The sequence below is a fragment of the Pseudonocardia sp. NPDC049154 genome, assembly GCF_040648315.1.
Classification (GTDB): Bacteria; Actinomycetota; Actinomycetes; order Mycobacteriales; family Pseudonocardiaceae; genus Pseudonocardia.
In genome coordinates, this window is the sequence record NZ_JBEZDN010000045.1 from 35672 (window position 1) to 54760 (window position 19089).

Consider the following 19089-nt stretch of genomic DNA (forward strand, 5'->3'; position numbering starts at 1 on the left):
TCGACAACCATGATCGCGAGCCCGGAGGTCACGTCCCGTTCACAGCAGCTTCTTCTGCACCTTCCCCATCGCGTTGCGCGGCAGTGACCCCACGAACCGGACCTCGCGCGGCCGCTTGTGCGGGGACAGCAGGGCGGCGACGTGGTCGATGAGCTCCCGCGCCTCGGGCGCCTCCCCCGCCGGCACGACGTGCGCGACGATCTTCTCCCCCAGGTCCGGGTCCGGCACCCCGACGACGGCGACCTCGGCCACCGCCGGGTGCTCGAGCAGCGCGTTCTCGATCTCCCCGGCGCCGATCTTGTAGCCGCCGGACTTGATGAGGTCCGTGGCCTGCCGGCCGACCAGGGCGAGCAGCCCCGACTCGGTCCAGCGGCCGATGTCGCCGGTGCGGAACCAGCCGTCGTCCGTGCGGGAGGCGGCGGTGGCCTCGGGGAGGTCGAGGTAGCCGGAGAACAGCTGGGGCCCGCGGACCTCGACCGCGCCCAGGCCATTGTCGGCACCGTCGGGCTGCTCGCCCTCGACCGCGGGCAGGGGCGCGAGCCGCACCTCGGTGTTCGCCAGCGGCCGCCCGACCGTGCCGACCTCGGGCTCCTCGTCCGCCCGCGCGGCGGTGAGGATCAGCGTCTCGGTGAGCCCGTAGCGCTCCCGGACCGCGAGCCCCGTCGCCTTCTCGATCCGGGCGTGGTCGACGGCCGTGAGCGCGGCCGAGCCGGAGATGAGCAGCCGCGCGCCGCCGACCGTCCGCCCGGCGTCCGGGTCGGCCTCGAAGTCCGCGGCCAGCCGGTGGTAGTGCGTGGGGACGCCGAACACCATGGTGGCGCCGTCGGCGACGGCGGCGGCGAGCTTCTGCCCGTCGATCGCGCCGAGGTGGTGCAGCGAGCCACCCCGGCGCAGCGGGCCGAGCGTGCCCAGCACCAGCCCGTGCACGTGGAAGATCGGCAGCGCGTGCGCCAGCCGGTCGGCGTCGGTCCAGGCCCAGGCGTCGGCCAGGGCGTCGAGGTCGGCGGCGACGGCCCCGCGGGAGAGCACCGCTCCCTTGGGCGGGCCGGTGGTGCCCGAGGTGTAGACGATCAGCGCCGGGGCGTCCGCGGGCGGCTCGTCGGGCGACGGCAGCGGATCGGGCCGCGCGGCGACGTCGACGTCGATCCGCGGCAGCGCGGCGATCGCCGCGGGCAGCTCGACGCCGGGCGCGGTCAGCACCACCTCGGGGGCGGAGTTCGCGACGATGTGCGCGAGCTCCCGCTCCCCCGCCTTCGGGTTCACCGGCACCACCGGGACGCCGGCCAGCAACCCGGCCGTGATGCCGGTGGCCGCGGCGAGGGTCGGGGTGGCCCAGACGGCGACGCGGGAACGACCGGCGACCCGGGCGCCCAGGTCCGAGGCCAGGGCGGCGAGCTCGCGATAGGTGACGGCGCCGTCGGGGAAGCGCAGGGCGGGCCCGTCCGTGGGGTCGGCGAGCGCGGGCAACAACCGGTTCATGATCTACAGCACCTTGCCGGGGTTGAGGATCCCGTCCGGATCCAACGCCTTCTTGATCGCCTCCTGCATCGCGAGCGAGCCCGGGTCGAGCTCGCGGCGCATGCCGGCCCGCTTGAGCAGGCCCACCCCGTGCTCGCCGGTCACGGTGCCGCCCAGCGCGATCGCGGCGTCGACGATCTCGTCGAACGCCCGCTGGGCCCGCGCCTTCGCCTCGGGGTCGCCCGGCGGCACCATGATCAGCGGGTGCAGGTTGCCGTCGCCGGCGTGCGCGACCGTGCCGATGAAGGTGTCGTGCCGGGCGGAGATCTCCTCGATCCGCTCCAGCATCTCGGCGAGCCGGTTGCGGGGCAGGCAGACGTCCTCGGTGAGCTGGGCGTCGCCGCGCTGCTCGAAGGCGGGGTAGGCGAGCCGGCGGGCGGCGAACAACGCGTCGGCCTCGACGGGGTCGGTCGAGACGAGGGCGTCGCGGGCGCCGTTCGCCTCGAACGCGGCGAGGATGCCGTCGGCCTCGGCCGTGGCGGCGGGCTCGGGCAGGTCCGTCTGGGCCAGCAGGAGCGCGGCGGCGTCCTCGGGCAGGCCCATGTGCTTCCAGTCGTTGACGGCCTTGAGGCAGTGCCGGTCGACCAGCTCGAAGATCGCGGGCTGCAGGCCGGCGGCGGTCACCGCGGCCACGGCGGCGCCGCAGTCGGCGAGGGTGTCGAAGAAACCGACGACGGTGCGCGGCGGCGCGGTCCGGGCCGGCCGGAGCCGCACGGTCACCTCGGTGATCACGCCGAGGGTGCCCTCCGATCCCACCAGCAGCCCGGCGAGGTCGTAGCCGGCCACGCCCTTCGCGGTCCGCCGGCCGACGCGCACGATCTCGCCCGCCGCCGTGACGATCTCCAGCGCGAGCACGTAGTCACGGGTCACGCCGTACTTCACGCAGCACAGCCCGCCCGCGTTGGTCGCGACGTTGCCGCCGATCGTCGACCAGGGCGCGCTCGCCGGGTCCGGCGGGTACCAGAGCCCCTCCTTCGCGGCGGCCGCGCGCAGGTCGTCGTTCACCACCCCGGGCTGGACGACGGCGAGCCGCTCGCCCGCGTCGATCTCCACGATGTCCCGCATCCGTTCCAGCGACAGGACCAGCCCGCCGTCGACGGCGTTGGCCCCGCCGGACAGGCCCGTGCCCGCACCGCGCGGCACGACCGGGACGCGGTGGCGCGCCGCGGCCCGAACGACCTCGGCGACCTCCGCGGTCGACCGCGGCCGGACGACGGCGAGCGGGGCGCCGTACTCCGCCCACTCCGCCTCGTCGTGCACGTAGGGGCGGGCGGTGTCGGCGTCGGTGAGCACCCGGTCCGCGGGCAGGGCCGCGGCCAGCTCCGCGAGGACCGCGCGGCCCGCCTCGCCCGGCTCCGCCATCCGGGCCGCCGCCGTGCCGCGGTCCCAGCCGAAGGGGCGCTCCGGGGTGGGGGTCTGCGGGGTGGCGGTCCGGGTCTCGCTCATTCCCCAGACGCTACGTCCTGCCGCGCGGCGATCGCCAACGAGAGCCGGTCAGCGCTGCAGGCGTTTCACGATCTCCCGGCCGAGCAGGGTGCCGGAGCGCCAGGCCGTCTCGATCCGCGAGCTCCCCCAGCCGTCGCCGGCGAGCCCGATGCCGTCGTCGCCGAGGTGGAAGGGCTCGGCGCGGTCCAGCTCCGGGGCGGCGAACCGCCAGCGGTGCGCGTCCGTCCACACCGGTTCCTCGGACAGCCCGAGCAGCTCGCGCACGGCCTCGATCACCACCGGGATCGCCCCGGCCGGGTTCGCGTCGTAGGTCCGCGCGACGGCGGAGGTGCTGTGCGCCACCAGGACCGGGACGCCGTCGCCGCGCCGGGCGCCGTCGTCCGCGACGAGGGTGAGCACGGGGTGGTCGTTGACGAAGGCGGCGGAGAGCTCCGGCCACTCGCGGGTGGGAAAGCCGGCGGCGACCGTGAGCACCGGGCGCCACGGCCGGTCCGAGGTGAGGGCGACGGCGCCGAGGCCGGGCGCCAGCACGCGCAACGCCTGCGGGTCCGGCATGGCGAGGACGACGACGTCGGCGGTCTCGCCGTCGACCCGCGGCCCTGCCTCGACCCGTGTGACCTCGTGGTCCAGCTCGACGTCGAGGCCCTCGGCCAGCGCGGCGACGAGGCTGCGCAGCCCCTTCGGCGCCGCCCACCGCATCGGTCCGGCCGACCGCGAGCGGTCCCCGTGCTCGAGCACCGCCATCTCGGCGGTCCACGGCCGCGCGAGCCCGGCGCTGCGCCAGCCCGCCACGACCTCCGCGAACTCCGGGTCCCGCACCGTGAAGTAGGCCGCGCCCATGTCGACCGGCCGTCCGTCGTGGGGCGAGCTCGCCATCCGGCCGCCGACGGTGTGGGCGCGATCGAGGACCTTCACCGGCAGGCCCGCCCGTGCGACCTCGCGGGCGCACGCCACCCCCGACAGCCCGGCCCCGACCACGACGACGCTCATGACGCGGTCAGCCTAGAGCGGTGGGACCCCGGCCGCCGCACACCGGTGCCGACACGTCCGGGTGTGCCGGGCCGGGCGGGGACGACCGTCCTCACAAGAGGGACACCCGCTCGGCGCGGGCCCGCCACCACGCCGCCCGCTCCGGGTCGGCCGCGACCTCGGCGCGACGCACCGGCTCGGGTGCCGTGCGCAGCACGGGGAGCACGCCGTTGCGCGGGATCAGCCGGTCGGCCTCGGCCACGACGTCGGTCGTGAAGAGCCGGCCCGTGCCGAGCCCGCAGGCGAACTCGAGCTCCGGGAGCGCCGCGGCCAGCGCGATCTCCGCCGCCAGCCCGACGCTCGACTCCAGCGCCGACGACACCACGCACGGCAGCCCGCACGCCTCGGCGACCCGCAGCGCCCGGCGCACCCCGCCGAGCGGCAGACACTTGAGGATCGCGACGTCCGCCGCCCCGGCCACCGCCACCCGCAGCGGGTCCTCGGCGCGCCGGATCGACTCGTCGGCGGCGATCCGGACGTCGACGCGCCGGCGCACCGCGGCCAGCTCCTCGACCGACGGGCAGGGCTGCTCCACGTACTGCAACCCGCCCGCGGCCGCGTCGAGCGCGCGGATCTCGCGGACGGCGGTGTCGACGTCCCAGCGGGCGTTGGCGTCGACCCGGACGTGCCCGGCCGGCCCCAGCGCGTCCCGCACCGCGGCGACCCGCTCGAGGTCCTCCCGCGCGGAGTCCGGGTGGTCGGCCACCTTCACCTTGGCCGTGGCGCAGCCGGAGGCGCGCACCATCTCCGCCGCCCGCTCCGGCCCCACGGCGGGGACGATGCAGTTCACGGGCACGGTGTCGCGCACCGGCTCCGGCCAGCCCTCCTCCGCCGCCTCGCGCGCCGCGGCGAACCAGGTCGCGGCCTCGGCGTCGCCGTACTCGGGGAAGGCGCAGAACTCGCCCCAGCCCGCGGGCCCCTGCAGGAGCATCCCCTCCCGCACCGTGATCCCGCGGAACCGGGTGGTCATCGGGATCGCGTAGACCGCGGCGGGCTGCATACCCCGGGAGGGTACTCAGGCCACGAGTTCGTGATTGCCGGGGTCGAGCTTCCGCGTCCGGCGGCGGAAGTCGAAGGTGTAGCCGGGCCACAGCGTGCGGTTGCGGCCGTGCTCGTCGAGGTACCAGCTCGCACAGCCGCCCTTCGCCCACACGGCCCTGCCGAGCCTCCGCTGGATCTCGTCGTTGAACTCGGCCTGCGACTCGCTGCGGGTGTCGATCGCGACGGCGCGGTGCCGGTCGACGGTCCGCATGGCGTCGAGCACGTAGTTCAGCTGCGACTCGACCATGAACACCATCGAGCTGTGCCCCAGCCCGGTGTTGGGCCCGACGATCGTGAACAGGTTCGGGAAGCCCGCCACCGTGGTGCCGAGCAGGGCCTCCGGACCTTCCGCCCAGGCGTCGGCCAGCTTGACGCCGTCCCGACCGGTGACGTTCATCCGGGCCAGGCCGTCGGCGACCTTGAAGCCCGTGCCGAAGATGATCGTGTCGACCTCGTGCTCGGTCTCCCGGCCCGCGACGTCGACCGTGACCACACCGGTCTCCGTCACGCGGGCGATCCGGTCGGTCTCCACGGCGACGTTGTCCCGGCGCAGGGCCGGGTAGTAGTCGTTGCTCATCAGGATCCGCTTGCAGCCCATGGTGAAGGTCGGGGTGACCTTCGTGCGCAGCTCGGCGTCGCCCGCGAACACCGTGTGCAGGTAGGCGAGGCCGAGGCGCTGCACCACCTTCATCACCGTGGGGTGCAGGAAGCCGAGCACCAGCGCCTCGTGCCGCCAGTACAGCGAGAGCCGCTGGAGCCGTTGCAGCAGCGGGAACCGGCGGAACGCCCGGCGGGTGCGCTCCGGGATGGGGCGGTCCGGCTTGGGCAGCACCCAGGGGGCGGTGCGCTGGAAGAGGGTGAGCCGCCCGACCTCCGGCGCGATCGCCGGCACGAACTGGATCGCGCTGGCCCCCGTGCCGATCACCGCGACGCGCTTGCCCGCCAGGTCGTGCCCGTGGTCCCACTGCGCGGAGTGGAACGCGGTGCCGCGGAAGCGGTCGAGGCCCTCGATCTCGGGGATCGCGGGGTCGTGCAGCGCGCCGGTGCCGAAGAGCACGTACCGGGCGCGCAGGGTCTCGCCGTCGCTGGTGCGGACGTCCCAGGCGCTGCCGTCCCATTCCGCGCCGGTGACGTGCACGCCGAACCGGATGCGGTCGCGCAGCCGGTAGCGGTCGGCCGTGGCCTCCAGGTACGCGCGGATCTCGGGCTGGCGCGCGAAGGTGCGAGTCCACTCGGGGTTCGGGAAGAACGAGAAGGAGTAGAGGTGCGACTCCACGTCGCAGGCGCAGCCCGGGTAGACGTTGTCCCGCCAGGTGCCGCCGAGGGTGTCGCCCTTCTCCAGGATCAGGAAGTCCCGGCGACCCGCCTCGTCCAGCTTCACCGCCGCGCCCAGGCCGGCGAACCCGCTGCCGACGATCAGGGTGTCCAGCATCTCCGCTCCCCTCCGGTGGGTGTTACCGCCGGTAACTTACCACGGGTAACTTAGCTCCGGGTAGGGTCTGCGCCATGGAGACGAGCCCGCCCGCCCCGTCTCCGCGGCGCCGGGTCTCCCGGGCCGAGCGGGAGCGCCAGATCCTCGACGCCGCCGTGGCGGTCTTCGCCGAACGGGGCTACGCCACCGCGTCGATGGACGCCGTGGCCGAGCGCGTCGGCGTCACGAAACCGGTGCTGTACACGCACTTCGGGTCCAAGGAGGGCCTGCTGCTGGCGTGCGTCGCGCGGGCGCGCACCGAGCTGCTCGACGTCACCTCCGAGGCCGCCTTCGCCGCCGAGGGCCCCGAGGACATGCTGCGCCGCGGCACCCTCGCCTTCTTCCGGTTCCTCGACGACCGCGCCCCGGCCTTCACGCTGCTCTACTCGGAGGCGAGCATCGCGGCGGAGGCGGTCGAGGCGATCCGCGCGCAGCAGACGGACTTCATCGCCGGCCTGCTCGGCGTCGCGGCACCCGACGCCGACCCGCTGCAGCTGCAGGGCTGGGCGCAGGTGATCGTCGGGGCGTGCGAGCGGCTCGCGGTGTGGCGCAAGCGGGACCCGCGGGTCACCGCCGAGCAGGCCACGGAGTACCTGATGGACCTGGCGTGGAGCGGGTTGGCGGGGCGCACCGACCGGCCCGGACGGGCAGTGGTTCCATAGTTCGCCGTGACCACGACCGCCCCCCGGCTGCTGCAGGTCAGCCGCAGCACCCGGGTGACCCCGAAGATGATCCGCGTGACCCTGACCGGCGAGGAGCTGGCCGGGTTCCCGGGCGAGGGGCCGGACCGGCGGATCAAGATGTTCTTCCCGGTCGAGGGGCAGGACCGGCCGGCCGTGCCGCGCGCGAGCACCGGCGGCCCCGTCTGGCCCGCGGGCGAGCCGCGGCCCACGATCCGGACCTACACCGTCCGCCGCTTCGACCCGGCCGCCGGGGAGCTCGACGTCGACTTCGTGCTCCACGACGGCTACGGCCCGGCCGCGGCGTGGGCGCAGGGCGCCGGGCCGGGCTCCTGGGTCGGGGTCTCCGAGCCGGGCGGGCGCTGGGTGCCCGACCCGTCGTCGGCCTTCCACGTGGTGATCGGCGACGAGTCCGCGCTGCCCGCCGTCGCGACGGTGCTGGAGGCCCTCCCCGCCGACGTGCCCGCGCTCGCGATCCTCGAGGTCGCCGACGCCGCCGAGGAGCAGGAGCTGCCGGGCCACGCCGCCGTCACCTGGGTGCACCGCGGTGCCTCCCCGGCCGGCGAGCCGCTGGTGGCGGCCGTGCGGGCCGCCGCCTTCCCGGGGGGCGAGGGGCAGGCCTGGCTCGCCGGCGAGTCCGCCGCGGTGAAGGAGATCCGCGCGCACCTGCTCGCCGACCGGAAGCTGAGCCGCCGGGCCGTCTACGCCACCGGGTACTGGCGGGCGCGGTAGCCGGCGCCGATCGGGCGGGGTCGATCAGGCCGGGTCCACCTGGATCCGGCCCCCCACCGGCCGCACCCGCACCTCGCGCCCGACGACCGCCTCGCCCGCCGGGTGCGCCGGTCCCTCCGGGAACACCGTGAGCTCCCGGGCGCTGGCCGCGTCGCCCTCGGCCGTGCAGCCCGCGAGGCGGCGGCCGTCGGCGGTGCGGGCGACCAGGAACCCCTGTGCCGGGTGGCCGTCGCGGTCGTACTCGACCGTCGCGGCCTCGACCCGCACCGGCTCCTCCGGGACCTCCGCGAGCGGGCACGGCGCCGGCCCGGGCTCGGCGGTGTCGTGCGGCTCCGGATCGCCGATGTACCCGTCGACGTGGGCCTCCCGGCCGAGGACGACGGCGTGCTGGCGGGTCAGGTAGCCGCCGTTGGCGTGCACGAGGGCGGTGCCCGCCCCGCTGCGGATGCGCTCGGCGCAGGCCGCGAGCGAGTGCAGGGTGTAGGTCGAGAGCGGGCCGCCGAAGGACGAGTGGCCGCCGGTGGCGCCCGCGAGCGCCTTGGTGGGCAGCCCGAGGTAGCGGCTCGCGAGCCGGGGCACCACGGGGAAGCAGGAGTAGACGTCGACGACGTCGACCGCCTCGGCGGCCAGCCCCGCGGAGGCGAGCGCCCGGTCGAGCACCGAGCAGAGCGCCGGCGAGCCGGACAGCGCGGGCCGGGCGAGGACGTCGGCGGCGTCGGCGGCCCCGGCCCCGCCCCACACGTGCACCAGCCGCTCCTCGGGCACGCCGTGCTCGAGGGCCACGGCCCGCGAGGTCAGCAGCAGTGCCGCGGCCTGGTCGACCAGCGGGAACGCGTTGACCGCGAGCGGGTACGGCTCGCAGATCATCCGGTTGTCCGGTCCGACGCGCAGGATCTCCGCCGGGTCCCGCGCCGCCGGGTTCCAGGCGATCGGGTTGGTGGCGGCGACCTCGCTCAGCGCCGCGAACACCGCCGCACCGGAGGCCATGATCTCGGCCGGCGTCTCGCCGACGGAGTGCCCGAAGGCGGTGTCCACCATCGGGTAGACCCGGGTCGGCAGCACCATGCCGGCGGCCTGCATGGCGGGGCTGCCCAGGTCGTCGGCGCCGATCGGCGCCGGGCCGCCGGGCTCGGCCGTCCAGCCGAGGTCGGTGCCCGGATCGACGCCGGCCCGCTGCAGCACGCCGAGCGACGCCGAGGCCTCGCCACCGGCGACCAGCTCGATGCGGGACTCCCCGGCCGCGATCCGCGCCGCGGCCGCGTCGACGAGTGCGGCCGGCCACTGCCCGCCGACCGGGGCCGAGAAGGTGCGCGCCGGGCTCGCCGCGAGCCGCTCGGCGAGCAGGGCGGGCAGGTCGGCGTAGGCCCAGCTGGCGACGTGCGGGACGGTGATCGCGTCGACGTCCCGGAGCAGCCGGGTGCCGGTGCCGCAGGCGTCGGCGGCGGCCGCGTGCACGGCGTCGGCGATCAGCCGCAGCGGCTCGCGGGCCGCCGCGACGGTCCGGTCCCGGTTGGCCAGGACCTGCCCGACGCCGATGACGACCGGCGATCTCTCCGCGTGCACCGGCGAAAACTAGTACAGGGCGGCCCGGCCGGCCGGGCCGGGACCGCCCCGTGATCGAACCGTGCCCGTCAGCCGGTGGTCGCTGCGCCGCCGGGGGCCGGGGCGAGGTCGGCGCAGGCCTCCATCGCCGTCTGCCAGGTGGTCGAGTCGACGCCGGGAGGGAGTCCGCCACCGGCGCCCACCGTGCTGACAGAACCTGTCCCCGCGCTGTGGGGCGGGCCACCGGGCCGTGCGCGGGCGGGCGCCGCGGCTCCCGCACAGGGAACGCACAGGGAGCGCCCACCGGCGACACAGCCGCGCGGGCGAGGCTTCCCTACCATGACCGAGGTGAGCGAGCAGTCCGCACCACTCCGCCGCGCCGACGGCAGCCCCGTCCGCGTCCTGGTGGTCGACGACGAGGCCACCCTGTCGGACCTGCTCTCGATGGCGCTGCGCTACGAGGGCTGGGAGGTGCGCAGCGCGGGCGACGGGCTCACCGCGGTCCGGACGGCGCGGGACTTCAAGCCCGACGCCGTCGTCCTCGACATCATGCTGCCGGACCTCGACGGGCTCGAGGTGCTGCGCCGGCTGCGCGCGGACAGCCCCGAGGTCCCCGTCCTGTTCCTCACCGCGAAGGACGCCGTCGAGGACCGGGTCGCCGGCCTGACCGCGGGCGGCGACGACTACGTCACCAAGCCGTTCAGCCTGGAGGAGCTGGTCGCGCGGCTGCGCGGGCTGCTGCGCCGGGCCGGGATGACGGCGGCGCGGCAGGGCTCCGAGCTCGTCGTCGGCGACCTGGTGCTCGACGAGGACAGCCACGAGGTCCGCCGCGGCGACACCGACGTCGAGCTGACCGCCACCGAGTTCGAGCTGCTGCGCTTCCTGATGCGCAACCCCAAGCGGGTGCTGTCCAAGGCGCAGATCCTGGACCGGGTGTGGCACTACGACTTCGGCGGCCAGTCCAACGTGGTCGAGCTGTACGTCTCCTACCTGCGCAAGAAGATCGACGCCGGCCGCGCGCCGATGATCCACACCGTCCGCGGGGCCGGGTACGTGCTCAAGCCCGCCGCGGGGTGATGAGGGGCGCATGGCCGCACGGGTGACCGACCGGGTCGTGGCGCGGAGCCGGACGCTGCGCGCCCGGCTCGTCGTCACCGTGCTGCTGCTGATCGCGCTGGCCTGCGCCGTCATCGGGGTCGCGACGGCGATCGCGTTGCGCAGCTTCCTCTACCACCGCCTCGACGAGGACGTGCTCGGCGCCGCGGCGCGCTTCCAGTTCTCCCGGTACGAACTCGCCCCGCCCGGCCTCAGCCGGGCCGACTCCTTCCTCGGTCCTGCCCAGAAGCCCGGCACGCTCGGCGCGGTGGTGCGCGCGGGCGTCGTCGACGAGGCGGCGGTCACCGACCGCCGCGGGTCCTCCCGGACGGTGCCCGAGGCCGACGTCGCCCAGCTCGCGACGTTGCGGCCCGGCGACCACCCGCAGACCGTGTCGCTCTCGCTCGGCGAGTACCGCGCCGTGGCCGTGCCCGCGCCCGACGGCGCCGTCCTCGTGCTCGGCCAGCCCGCGCAGGAGGTCGCGGACGTCGTCAACGGGCTCGTCGTGATCGAGCTGATCGTGATCGGGGCCGCCCTCGGCGGCGCGGCGGTCGCCGCGACGGTGCTGGTCCGGCGCGAGCTGCGGCCCCTGGAGGAGGTCGCGGGCATCGCCGCGAAGGTCTCCGCGATGCCGCTCGACCGCGGCGAGGTCGAGCTGGCCACCCGCGTGCCCGAGCCCGACGAGCGCACCGAGGTCGGGCAGGTCGGGTCCGCGCTGAACCGCATGCTGGACAACGTCGAGGGCGCCCTCGAGGCCCGCCAGGACAGCGAGACCCGGCTGCGCCAGTTCGTCGCCGACGCCAGCCACGAGCTGCGCACCCCGCTCGCGGCGATCCGCGGCTACGCCGAGCTCACCCGCCGGGACGGCGCCGCGCTGCCCGAGGGCACCGCGCACGCGCTGACCCGCATCTCGTCGCAGGCCGAGCGGATGAGCACGCTGGTCGAGGACCTGCTGCTGCTCGCCCGCCTCGACGCCGGCCGCCCCCTCGAACGCGCGCCCGTCGACCTCACCCGTCTCGTGCTCGACGCCGTCTCCGACGCCCACGCCGCCGGCCCCGGCCACCGCTGGCAGCTCGACCTGCCCGAGGAGCCGGTCACCGTCCCCGGCGACGCCTCGCGGCTCACCCAGGTCCTCACCAACCTGCTGGCCAACGCCCGTACCCACACCCCCGAGGGCACCGAGGTGACCGTAGGCCTCGGGGTGTCCGACGGCTCCGCGGTGCTCAGCGTGGTCGACACCGGCCCGGGCATCCCCGCCGAGCTGCAGCCGCACGTCTTCGAGCGCTTCGCCCGCGGTTCCGCCGGCCGCGCCCGCGCGGTCAACGACACCGCCAGCACCGGGCTGGGCCTGGCGATCGTCGACGCCGTCGTCGCCGCCCACGGCGGGCGGGTCGGGCTGGAGAGCCGCCCGGGCCGCACCGAGTTCCGGGTGACCCTCCCCCTCACCCCCGCGCCCGTCCCCGCGGAGGTCCCGGCGCGGCTGTGAGGGCCGCTCACAGGCGGCGCACAGGTGCGGCACCGGGTCGGCACAGCGGGGCCCACCAGCCTCGGGCAGCGTGACGAGCACCCTGACCGCGCGCCCCGCCGATCCTCCCGTGGCCGGGGGCCCGCCCCCGCCACGGCGGCGGAGGCTGCCGGAGCGCGCGTCGCTCGCGGTCCTGCTGGTCGGGACCGGGTTCCTCTACCTGTGGAACCTCTCGGCCTCCGGCTGGGCCAACGCCTTCTACTCGGCTGCCGCGCAGGCCGGCGGGGAGAGCTGGGAGGCCTGGTTCTTCGGCTCGTCCGACGCCGCCAACGCGATCACCGTGGACAAGACGCCCGCCGCGCTGTGGGTGACCGGGCTGTCGGTGCGGCTCTTCGGGCTGAGCAGCTGGAGCATCCTCGTCCCGCAGGCGCTGACGGGGATCGCGGCCGTCGGGCTGCTGTACGCGACGGTGCGACGCACCTCCGGGCACGCGGCGGGCCTGCTGGCGGGTGCGGTGCTCGCGCTCACCCCCGTCGCCACGCTGATGTTCCGCTTCAACAACCCCGACGCTCTGCTGGTGCTGCTGCTGGTCGCCGCGGTGTGGGCGACCCTGCGCGGGCTCGAGCGCGGGCACGGGCGCTGGCTCGTGCTCGCCGGCGTGTTCCTCGGCCTCGGCTTCCTCACCAAGATGCTGCAGGCCTTCCTGATCGTCCCGGCGGTCGCGGCGGTGTGGCTGGTCGCCGCGCCCACCGGGATCGGACGACGGATCCGGGACCTGCTGCTCGCGGGCGTCGCCCTCGTCGCCGCCGGCGGCTGGTGGGTGCTGGTGGTCGAGCTGTGGCCGGCCGCGTCACGGCCCTACATCGGCGGCTCGCAGAACAACTCGGTGATGGAGCTGGTGCTGGGCTACAACGGCGTCGGCCGGCTGACCGGCGACGAGACCGGCAGCGTCGGCGGCGGCGCGGGCGGCGGCTGGGGCGAGACGGGCATCGGCCGGCTCTTCGGGTCCGAGATGGGTTCGGAGGCGTCCTGGCTGCTCCCGGCGGCGCTGATCCTGCTGGTGGGGCTGCTGTGGCTGACCGCCCGGCGTCCGCGCACCGACCGGGTGCGGGCCGCGGCGATCGCCTGGGGCGGCTGGCTGCTGATCACCGGGCTGGTGTTCAGCTTCATGGCCGGGATCATCCACCCCTACTACACGGTGGCCCTGGCCCCGGCGATCGGCGCGCTCGCCGGCATGGGCGCGGCCGAGCTGTGGCGCCTCCGCTCCACCGCGACGGCGCGGGTCTACCTCGGCCTCGCGGTCGTGGCGAGCGCGGTCTGGGCCTTCGTCCTGCTCGACTCGTGGCTGCCCTGGCTGCGCTGGACGGTCCTCGCGCTCGGCGTGGTCGCGGCCGGGGCACTGCTCGGGGTGCACCGGTTCCCGCGGCTGCTCTCCGCCGGCGTCGTGACGGCGGCGGTGCTGGCCTCGCTGGGTGGCACGGCCGCATGGTCGGTGGCGACCGCCGCCCAGCCGCACAGCGGCGCGATCCCGAGCTCCGGGCCGTCGGGCGTCGGCCGGGGGCCGGGCGGCACGAGCGGGCCGGCCGGCTTCGGCCGCACAGGCATGCGGGGCGGGTTCCGCGCCGGGCAGACGCCGGGCGGGCAGGCCGGCGTCCCCGGCGCTCCCGGGGGCACGACCGGCCGCGCCGGGACCACGGCCCCGGGCATCTCCACGGGAACGACCGGAACCGGCGGCACCGGTTTCGGCGGCATGCGCGGGGGCACGGGTGGCGGCTTCGGCTCCCTGCTCGGCACCACCACCCCGCCCGCCGCGGTGACCACGCTCCTGCAGGACGACGCGTCCGACTACACCTGGGTCGCGGCGGCCGTCGGCTCCAACGCCGCCGCCGGCTACCAGCTCGCGTCCGAGGCCCCGGTCATGGCGGTCGGCGGCTTCAACGGCACCGACCCCGCCCCCACCCTGGCGCAGTTCCAGCAGTACGTGGCGGAGGGGAAGATCCACTGGTTCGTCGGCGGCGCGGGGTCGGACGCCCGCGGCTCGGACACCGGCGGCAGCGACGCGGCCGCCGAGATCGCGGGGTGGGTGCAGCAGAACTTCACCGCGCAGACCGTCGACGGCGTCACGCTCTACGACCTCACCGGCGGCACCACGGCCTGATCCGGGCGGCCCAGGGCGGGGATCCCTTGCGGGACCCGCTCTCCCCCCGCAGACTGAACGCGCGTTCAGTGCGGGGACACCGCCGTCACCGGGAGGCCGCATGCAGGAGGTCGTGTTCCGCGACCTGATCGACCACTGGGCGGCGGAGACGCCGGACCGCGTCGTCGCCGTGTTCGACACCGGCGAGCCCGCGTGGACCTTCGCGGACCTGCGGCGCCAGGTCCGGGTGACCGCCCGCGCCCTGCAGCGGGCGGGCGTGCGGCAGGGCGACCACGTCGCGTCCTGGCAGGAGAACGGGCCGCTGGCCGTGCGGGTGTGGCTCGCCGTGGCCTACCTGGGCGCGGTACACGTCCCGTTCAACACCGCGTACAAGGGCGGGCTGCTCGAGCACGCGGTGGAGCTCTCCGAGGTCCGGACCATGGTCACGCACGCCGGGCTCGCCGAGCGGCTCGCCGCCGTCGACACGGCCCGGCTGACCACGGTGTTCAGCGAGGCGACCCGGAGACGCCCTACAGCTGCGGCGTGCCGCGGGAGGGCGTCGAGGCCCGGCTCGTCGACGAGCACGACATGCCGGTCCCGCCCGGCGCGGTGGGCGAGCTCGTGCTGCGCTGCGCCGATCCCTGGGTGACGACCACGGGCTACTTCCGCAACCCGGAGGCGACGGCGGAGGCCTGGCGCAACGCCTGGTTCCACACCGGCGACGCCCTGCGGCAGGAGCCGTCCGGCGAGTACTTCTACGTCGACCGGGTCAAGGACTCGATCCGCCGGCGCGGCGAGAACATCTCCTCCTACGAGGTCGAGGTGGAGGTCCAGGCGCACCCCGCCGTCGACGAGGCCGCCGCGATCGCGGTGCCGAGCGAGCTGGGCGAGGACGACGTCCTGGTCGTCGTGGTCCCCCGCGAGGGCGCCGAGATCGACCCGGCCGAGCTGCTGGGCTTCCTCCTCGACCGGATGCCGCACTACATGGTGCCGCGGTACGTCCGGGTCGCCGACGCCCTGCCGCGCACGCCCACGATGAAGGTGCAGAAGGCGCGGCTGCGGGCCGAGGGCTCGGCGGCCGCCTGGGACCGCGAGGCGGCCGGCATCCGGGTGCGGCGCGAGGCCGTCCGCTAGCGCCCACAGCTCCCACACAGGTCCGGCACACGATCACGACAGCCGGCGGCGGGATCGTCGGGGCCCATGAGGCCTGCTCCCCGCCCCGACCGCGCCCGCGTGACGGGCGCGACACCGGATCGGGGACGCTCCACAGCGGAGCCACAGGTCGACCACAAACCCGCGACAGGCCCGGCCCCGATCGTCGTCGGCATGAGCCCCGTAGCCGCCGACAACTGGACCGACGACGCGCCCGGGAACGCCGCACGCGGCGGCCGGCGCGACCGCACCGTGCTGGACATCGTCGTCCCCGTCCACAACGAGGAGAACGACCTCGAGCCGTCGGTCCGGCGGCTGCGCGAGCACCTCCTGCGCAGCTTCCCCTACTCCTTCCGCATCACGATCGCCGACAACGCCAGCGTCGACTCGACCCCGCTGATCGGCGCGCGCCTTCAGGCCGAGCTCGCCGAGGTCCGGCTGGTCCGGCTCGAGCAGAAGGGCCGCGGGCGGGCCCTGCACACCGTGTGGTCGGCGTCCGACGCGTACGTCCTCGCCTACTGCGACGTCGACCTGTCCACCGACCTCAACGCCGTCCTCCCGCTCGTCGCCCCGCTGATCTCGGGGCACTCCGACCTCGCCATCGGCACCCGGCTCGGCCGCGGCTCCCGGGTGGTGCGCGGGGCCAAGCGCGAGTTCATCTCCCGCTGCTACAACCTGATCCTCCGCAGCACCCTGCAGGCCGGGTTCTCCGACGCGCAGTGCGGGTTCAAGGCCATCCGCGGCGACGTCGCGCGGCGGCTCCTCCCGCTCGTCCAGGACACCGGCTGGTTCTTCGACACCGAGCTGCTGGTCCTGGCCGAGCGCGCGGGCCTGCGGATCCACGAGGTGCCGGTCGACTGGGTCGACGACCCGAACTCCACCGTGGACATCGTCGCCACGGCCACCGCGGACCTCAAGGGAGTCTGGCGGGTCGGCCGCGCACTGGCCACCGGCGCCCTCCCGATCGTCGAGCTGCGGGCCCAGCTGGGTCGCGCACCCCTGCAGACGTCCGTGGCGGGCGTGCCGCGGGGGCTGCCGACCCAGCTGGTGCGGTTCGCGGCGATCGGCGTGGCCAGCACGCTCGCGAACCTGCTGCTCTTCCTGCTCTTCCGGACGTTCATGGGCCCGATCTGGGCGAACGTCGCGGCGCTGCTGCTCACCACGATCGCCAACACCGCCGCGAACCGGCGGCTGACCTTCGGCGTCCGGGGGCGGCAGGACGCGGCCAAGCACCAGTTCCAGGGCCTCGTCGTGTTCGGCCTCGGGCTGGGTCTCACCACGGGTGCGCTCGCCCTGCTCGGCGCGCTGGTGCCCGGCGCCCACCAGAGCCTGGAGGTGGTGACGATCGTCGTCGCCAACCTGGTCGCGACCGTCCTGCGGTTCGTGCTCTTCCGCGCCTGGGTGTTCCGCAGCCGCACGCGCACCGCGGCCGCCGGACCGGCCGAGGTGCCCTCCGAGATCGCCGCCTGACACTCCCCGCCGTACCGAGAGGCAGCCGTGACCACCACGCTCCACACCGACACCGGAGCCGCCCGACCCTCCGCGGGCGGCTCCGGGCCCCGGCACACCGCCGTCGCTCCCCGGCGGCGGTGGCACCGCCCGGCGTACGTGCTGCTGCTGGCCGGCACCGCGGTGCTGTACCTGCAGAACATCGCGATCTCGGGCTGGGGGAACTCCTTCTACGCCGCGGCCGTGCAGGCCGGGACGCAGAGCTGGACCGCCCTGTTCTTCGGCTCCCTGGACAGCGGCAACGCGATCACGGTGGACAAGCCGCCGGGGTCGCTCTGGATCATGGCGCTGTCCGGGCGGATCTTCGGGTTCAGCTCGTGGAGCATGCTGGCGCCGCAGGCGCTGATGGCGGTCGCGTCGGTCGCGGTGCTGTACGCGACGGTGAAGCGGGTCGCCGGTCCCGGCGCCGGGCTGCTCGCCGGGCTGGTCCTGGCGCTGACGCCCGTCGCGGTGATGATGTTCCGCTTCAACAACCCCGACGCGTTCCTCGTCCTGCTGCTCGTCGTCACGGCGTACTGCACGGTGCGGGCGCTGGAGAAGGCGTCGTGGAAGTGGCTGCTGCTCACCGGGCTCGTCCTCGGCTTCGCGTTCCTGGCGAAGATGCTGCAGGCCTTCCTGGTGGTGCCCGGCTTCGCGGTGGCGTACCTGTGGGCGGCCCCGACGACCGTCGGCAGGCGGATCCGCGACGTCCTGGGTGCGGGCGTCGGCATCGTCGTCGGCGCGGGCTGGTGGCTGCTCGCGGTGGCGCTCTGGCCGGTCGACGCGCGGCCCTACATCGGCGGGTCCACGGACAACACCCCGCTCGAGCTGGCGTTCGGCTACAACGGCCTCGGCCGGATCTTCGGCGGCGAGGGCAACGGCGGGGGCGGAGGTGGCGGCCGCGGGTTCGAGGCGGGCGCCGGCGGGTTCCCCGGGGGCGCCGAGGCGGCAGGCGGCTTCCCCGGGGCACCCGGCGGGGACATGCCTGGCGGTGGCGGTCCCGGCGGCGGCATGTTCGGCGGCGAGGCGGGTCTCGGCCGGCTCTTCGGAACGTCGTTCGGCACGCAGATCTCCTGGCTGCTCCCCGCGGCACTGATCCTGCTGGTCGCGGCGCTGTGGTTCACCCGGCGGGCGCCGCGGACCGACCGGACGCGCGGCTCGCTGCTGGTGTGGGGCGGCTGGACCGTCGTGACCGGATTGGTGTTCAGCTTCATGAGCGGCACCATCCACCCCTACTACTCGGTGGCGCTGGCGCCGGGCATCGCGGCGCTGGTGGCACTCGGCGGGCGCGAGGCCTGGCGGGCCCGCGACACCTGGACCGGTCGGGCGACCCTGGCCGTGACCTCGGCGGTCACCGCGGCGTGGGCGTTCGTGATGCTGGGCTGGTCGCCGACCTTCCTGCCGTGGCTGCGGTGGGTGGTCCTGGTCGTCGGGCTGCTCGCGACGGCGGCGCTCCTGATCCCGGCCGGACGGCGGCGCTGGGGGGTCGCGGTGGCGGGGGCCGCCGTGCTCGCCGGCATCGCCGCCCCGACCGCCTCGGCGGCGGTCACCGCCGGGACCGCGCACACCGGCTCGATCCCGAGCGCGGGTCCCGCGGTCGAGGGCGCCGAGGGCTTCGGTGGGATGCGGGGCGCGGGCGCCCGGTTCGGCGGCCGCACCGACGCGCGGTCAGCGGAGGGCGTCCAGGGAGCCGTGCCCGACGGGACGCGGGGCGGCGCCCTGCCCGACGGGACGGCACAGGGTGGCGCGCCGGGTGGCGCCGCAAGCGGTACTTCGCCCGAGGCCACGGTGGGTCCGGGCGGCTTCGGTGGCGGTTTCGGTGGCGGGGGCCCCGGTGAGGAGTCGGTCGACCCCTCGCTCGTCACGCTGTTGCAGAACGCCGGCACCCGCTGGGCCGCGGCGACCACCGGCTCCCAGGGCGCGGCGTCGATGGAGCTGGCGTCGGGCGCGTCGGTGATGGCCATGGGCGGCTTCACCGGCTCCGACCCCTACCCCACGCTGCAGCAGTTCCAGCAGTACGTGGCGAACGGCGAGATCCGGTACCTCGTCACCGGCGGCGGCATGGGCGGCGGCCCCGGCGGCCGCGGCCGTGCGACCTCGGAGATCACGACCTGGGTCGAGCAGCACTACACCCCGACGACCGTCGGCGGCCGCACCGTCTACGACCTGGCGACTCCGGCGAGCTGACCTGCGGCTTCGCCGCCCGTGCGCGGTAAGTGGTGCTCCAGCACCACTTACCGCGCCCGGCGGCTCCGCGGCCGGCCCGGGTGAATGTCGCCCTGAGCGTCCAGTA

Annotated in this window: 15 protein-coding genes; 9 read left to right on the forward strand and 6 right to left on the reverse strand. The window is 75.7% G+C overall.

Annotation, left to right across the window (positions count from 1 at the left end; genetic code table 11):
- Window positions 1–39: 39 nt before the first annotated feature.
- From AB0B41_RS21485 to AB0B41_RS21505, 5 genes are all read right to left on the reverse strand, one after another.
- A complete protein-coding gene (locus AB0B41_RS21485; RefSeq protein ID WP_358205939.1) occupies window positions 40–1482 on the reverse strand; it encodes an AMP-binding protein in 1443 nt (480 codons plus the stop codon).
- A complete protein-coding gene (locus tag AB0B41_RS21490) occupies window positions 1483–2880 on the reverse strand; it encodes an FAD-linked oxidase C-terminal domain-containing protein (RefSeq protein WP_358205941.1) in 1398 nt (465 codons plus the stop codon).
- A 132-nt stretch (window positions 2881–3012) separates the two neighbouring features.
- A complete protein-coding gene (locus AB0B41_RS21495; RefSeq protein WP_358205909.1) occupies window positions 3013–3954 on the reverse strand; it encodes an FAD-dependent oxidoreductase in 942 nt (313 codons plus the stop codon).
- 91 nt (window positions 3955–4045) lie between these two features.
- On the reverse strand, window positions 4046–4993 hold the full coding sequence (locus tag AB0B41_RS21500; protein WP_358205912.1) for an o-succinylbenzoate synthase: 948 nt from the start codon (window positions 4991–4993) through the stop codon (window positions 4046–4048).
- 15 nt (window positions 4994–5008) lie between these two features.
- A complete protein-coding gene (locus AB0B41_RS21505; protein WP_358205914.1) occupies window positions 5009–6466 on the reverse strand; it encodes an NAD(P)/FAD-dependent oxidoreductase in 1458 nt (485 codons plus the stop codon).
- A 74-nt stretch (window positions 6467–6540) separates the two neighbouring features.
- Between AB0B41_RS21505 and AB0B41_RS21510 the strand changes: the two genes are divergently transcribed.
- Together AB0B41_RS21510 and AB0B41_RS21515 are read left to right on the forward strand one after the other, a co-directional pair.
- Complete coding sequence (locus tag AB0B41_RS21510; protein ID WP_358205918.1) at window positions 6541–7167, forward strand: helix-turn-helix domain-containing protein; 627 nt, start codon at window positions 6541–6543, stop codon at window positions 7165–7167.
- A gap of 6 nt (window positions 7168–7173) precedes the next feature.
- A complete protein-coding gene (locus AB0B41_RS21515; protein WP_358205920.1) occupies window positions 7174–7917 on the forward strand; it encodes a siderophore-interacting protein in 744 nt (247 codons plus the stop codon).
- A 24-nt stretch (window positions 7918–7941) separates the two neighbouring features.
- On the opposite strand, the gene AB0B41_RS21520 is transcribed toward AB0B41_RS21515, so the two are convergent.
- The gene (locus AB0B41_RS21520) at window positions 7942–9480 is read right to left on the reverse strand and encodes an acetyl-CoA acetyltransferase (RefSeq protein ID WP_358205923.1); all 1539 of its coding nucleotides are present in this window, start codon (window positions 9478–9480) and stop codon (window positions 7942–7944) included.
- Between the two features lie 318 nt (window positions 9481–9798).
- Here AB0B41_RS21520 and AB0B41_RS21525 point away from each other — a divergent pair, with 318 nt between their 5' ends.
- From AB0B41_RS21525 to AB0B41_RS21555, 7 genes are all read left to right on the forward strand, one after another.
- Entirely contained in the window at window positions 9799–10536 is a 738-nt protein-coding gene (locus AB0B41_RS21525; protein ID WP_358205925.1) for a response regulator transcription factor, read from the forward strand.
- Between the two features lie 10 nt (window positions 10537–10546).
- Window positions 10547–12040, forward strand: coding sequence for a HAMP domain-containing sensor histidine kinase (locus AB0B41_RS21530; protein ID WP_358205928.1), 1494 nt, complete (start codon window positions 10547–10549; stop codon window positions 12038–12040).
- A gap of 145 nt (window positions 12041–12185) precedes the next feature.
- Window positions 12186–14177, forward strand: coding sequence for a glycosyltransferase family 39 protein (locus AB0B41_RS21535; RefSeq protein WP_358205943.1), 1992 nt, complete (start codon window positions 12186–12188; stop codon window positions 14175–14177).
- 100 nt (window positions 14178–14277) lie between these two features.
- The gene (locus AB0B41_RS21540; protein WP_358205930.1) at window positions 14278–14805 is read left to right on the forward strand and encodes a class I adenylate-forming enzyme family protein; all 528 of its coding nucleotides are present in this window, start codon (window positions 14278–14280) and stop codon (window positions 14803–14805) included.
- On the forward strand, window positions 14700–15290 hold the full coding sequence (locus AB0B41_RS21545) for a hypothetical protein (RefSeq protein WP_358205932.1): 591 nt from the start codon (window positions 14700–14702) through the stop codon (window positions 15288–15290). Before AB0B41_RS21540 ends, AB0B41_RS21545 begins: the two co-directional genes overlap by 106 nt.
- 192 nt (window positions 15291–15482) lie before the next feature.
- Window positions 15483–16778, forward strand: coding sequence for a bifunctional glycosyltransferase family 2/GtrA family protein (locus AB0B41_RS21550; protein ID WP_358205935.1), 1296 nt, complete (start codon window positions 15483–15485; stop codon window positions 16776–16778).
- Window positions 16779–16916: 138 nt separating this feature from the next.
- Entirely contained in the window at window positions 16917–18983 is a 2067-nt protein-coding gene (locus tag AB0B41_RS21555) for a glycosyltransferase family 39 protein (RefSeq protein WP_358205945.1), read from the forward strand.
- The last annotated feature ends 106 nt before the right edge of the window (window positions 18984–19089 follow it).